A 3,215-nucleotide genomic window follows, 5' to 3' on the forward strand; every position below is an offset into this window, starting at 1 on the left:
CCTGCTGCGCCGGGGTGTCCAGGCGCCGTTGCAGCCAGTCGTCGTGTACCGGCAACTGCAGGCGGCGGCCGAGCCAGTCGGCGAGCATCTGCGCCTGGTTGAAACCGCGGCGACGCTGGCGCCGCCGCGCCAGGGGCACCGGCAGCAGCGCCTGCGGCCTGGGCAAACCTTCGTCGTAGGCGTGCTGCAGGTGTTCGGCCAACAGCTCGGCGAGCAGCCGGCCGTACGGCCACTGGCCCTGGTGCTTGAAGCGGGTGATCAGGTTGTCCACCGGAAAGGCATAGCGCCACGGCGCCTCCACCCGGGCGAAGCTCGGCGCCTGGCGCTGGCAGGCGCCGCAGATCAGCCCGGCCATCGGCAGCGGCACCGCGCACACCTGGCACTGCGCGCCGAGCCAGGGCAGCTCGGTCTCGCAGGCGCTGCAGATGGCGTGTCGGGGGTGGTCGGCGGGCTCGTCGCAGAGCTGGCAATGGCGGCGCGGTTGCAGCCAGGCGGGAAGCTTGAGGGGGAGCAGGGGCATGACGGCTCGTCCGTGAGCGAAAGCCCTGAGCCTAGCCGGCGCTCAGCGGATCAGCCAGCCCATCAGCACCAGGCCCAGCAGCAGCCAGATCACCCCGGCGAAGATGGCTTTGCGCAGCAGCGCGCGCACGCCCTTGTAGAGAAACAGCAGGCCGAGGATCAGCAGGACGAGGCTGAAGATCGACACGTCCATGCCGATGGCCCGCGCCATGCCGCCGAGGAACGCATCGATGGCGTCGGCCAACGCGCCCAGGGCGCCGGAGAACAGATCGACGATAAAGCGGATGGCGCTGCCCAGGGTGTGGCCCAGCCAATCGAAAAAGCCGGTTAGCTGCATGCAGAAGATTCCGATGACGCGATAGGGGTTTGGCCAGGTGCCAGCATGAAAGTTCGATTGGTCAATAAGTGATCACTGGTAAACCTGTGTCTTGTTGGCGGTTGACAGCATCCAAAGGCCACTTATGATGCCCTAAGCCTGAACGTCCCGTCGCCCCGTGCGCGGGCCCCGACAACAGACGCCGCCTAGCGTCGAAGGAAGCTCCCGATGAGTGCAACCGCCGCCACCCCCACCCGCCACGACTGGTCGCTGGCCGAAGTCCGCGCGCTGTTCGAACAGCCGTTCAACGACCTGCTGTTCCAGGCACAGACGGTGCACCGCGCGCACTTCGACGCCAACCGCGTGCAGGTCTCCACCCTGCTGTCGATCAAGACCGGCGCCTGCCCGGAAGACTGCAAGTACTGCCCGCAGTCCGGCCACTACAACACCGGCCTGGACAAGGAAAAGCTGATGGAGGTGGAGAAGGTGCTCAAGGCCGCCGCCGAGGCCAAGGCCATCGGCTCCACCCGTTTCTGCATGGGCGCGGCGTGGAAGCACCCGTCGGCCAAGGACATGCCCTACGTGCTGGAGATGGTGAAAGGCGTGAAGAAGCTCGGCTTGGAAACCTGCATGACCCTGGGCAAGCTGGATCAGGAGCAGACCCAGGCGCTGGCCGAGGCGGGGCTGGACTACTACAACCACAACCTCGATACCTCGCCGGAGTTCTACGGCAACATCATCACCACCCGCACCTACGGCGAGCGTCTGCAGACCCTGGCCTACGTGCGCGAGGCGGGGATGAAGATCTGCTCCGGCGGCATCCTCGGCATGGGCGAGTCGGTGGACGACCGCGCCGGCCTGTTGATCCAGCTGGCCAACCTGCCGGAGCACCCGGAGAGCGTGCCGATCAACATGCTGGTCAAGGTCAAGGGCACGCCGCTGGCCGAGGAGAAGGACGTCGACCCGTTCGATTTCATCCGCACCCTGGCCGTGGCGCGGATCATGATGCCGAAATCCCACGTGCGCCTGTCCGCCGGCCGCGAGCAGATGAACGAGCAGATGCAGGCCCTGGCCTTTATGGCTGGCGCCAACTCGATCTTCTACGGCGAGAAGCTGCTGACCACCGCCAACCCCCAGGCGGACAAGGACATGGCCCTGTTCAAGCGCCTCGGCATCAAGCCGGAGGAGCGCGAGGAGCATGCCGACGAGGTGCACCAGGCCGCCATCGAGCAGGCCCTGGTCGAGCAGCGCGATTCCAAGCTGTTCTATAACGCCGCGGTCTGAAGTCAGGCGGTGGATGAGCCTCGCGTCATCCACCCTACGTAGTCCTTCTGTAGGGTGGATAACCCGCTTGCGGTTATCCACCAGGTCTTGCCATGAGCTTCGATCTTGCCACTCGCCTCGCCGAGCGCCGCGCCGCCAACCTCTATCGCCAACGCCCGCTGCTCGAATCACCGCAGGGGCCGCTGGTGCAGGTCGATGGCCGCGAGCTGCTGGCCTTCTGCTCCAACGATTACCTGGGCCTGGCCAATCACCCCGAGGTGATCGCGGCCATGCGCGCCGGCGCCGAGAAGTGGGGCGTCGGCGGCGGCGCCTCGCACCTGGTGATCGGCCACAGCACGCCGCACCACCAGCTGGAAGAGGCGCTGGCCGAGTTCACCGGGCGGCCGCGCGCGCTGCTGTTTTCCACCGGCTATATGGCCAACCTGGCGGTGGTCACCGCGCTGGTCGGGCAGGGCGACAGCGTGCTGCAGGACCGCCTCAACCACGCCTCGCTGCTGGATGCCGGCCTGTTGTCCGGGGCGCGCTTCTCGCGCTACCTGCACAACGATGCGGTGAGCCTGGCCAATCGCCTGCGCAAGGCCAGCGGCAACTGCCTGGTGGTCAGCGACGGCGTGTTCAGCATGGACGGCGACCTCGCCGATCTGCCCGCGCTGTGCGCCGAGGCCCGCGCCACGCAGGCCTGGGTGATGGTCGACGACGCCCATGGCTTCGGCCCGCTGGGCGCCACCGGCGGCGGCATAGTCGAACACTTCGGCCTGGGCCTGGACGACGTGCAGGTGCTGGTCGGCACCCTGGGCAAGGCGTTCGGCACCGCCGGGGCCTTCGTCGCCGGCAGCGAGGAACTGATCGAGACCCTGATCCAGTTCGCCCGCCCCTATATCTACACCACCAGCCAGCCGCCGGCGGTGGCCTGCGCCACCCTGAAGAGCCTGGAGTTGCTGCGCAGCGAAGGCTGGCGCCGCGAGCACCTGAACAGGTTGATCGCGCGCTTTCGTGCCGGCGCCGCCGAGATCGGCCTGAGCCTGATGGACAGCCCGACGCCGATCCAGCCGATCCTGGTCGGCGACAGCGCCCGTGCCCTCAAGCTCTCGGCACT

General features: G+C 67.5%; 4 protein-coding genes. 2 read left to right on the forward strand and 2 right to left on the reverse strand.

Annotation, left to right across the window (positions count from 1 at the left end):
• Window positions 1-520: ComF family protein (locus tag N878_RS15820; RefSeq protein ID WP_021444584.1), on the reverse strand; the 520-nt coding region annotated here is incomplete at its 3' end.
• 42 nt (window positions 521-562) lie between these two features.
• Window positions 563-856: a hypothetical protein gene (locus N878_RS15825; protein WP_021444585.1), complete on the reverse strand. Its 294-nt coding sequence runs from the start codon at window positions 854-856 to the stop codon at window positions 563-565.
• Between the two features lie 207 nt (window positions 857-1,063).
• Between N878_RS15825 and bioB the strand changes: the two genes are divergently transcribed.
• Window positions 1,064-2,119, forward strand: coding sequence for a biotin synthase BioB (bioB, locus tag N878_RS15830; protein ID WP_021444586.1), 1,056 nt, complete (start codon window positions 1,064-1,066; stop codon window positions 2,117-2,119).
• Between the two features lie 92 nt (window positions 2,120-2,211).
• Window positions 2,212-3,215, forward strand: a 1,004-nt coding sequence (locus tag N878_RS15835) for an 8-amino-7-oxononanoate synthase (RefSeq protein WP_021444587.1), incomplete at its 3' end; no start/stop codon positions are given.

Source organism: Pseudomonas sp. EGD-AK9, from assembly GCF_000465935.2.
GTDB lineage: Bacteria > Pseudomonadota > Gammaproteobacteria > Pseudomonadales > Pseudomonadaceae > Aquipseudomonas.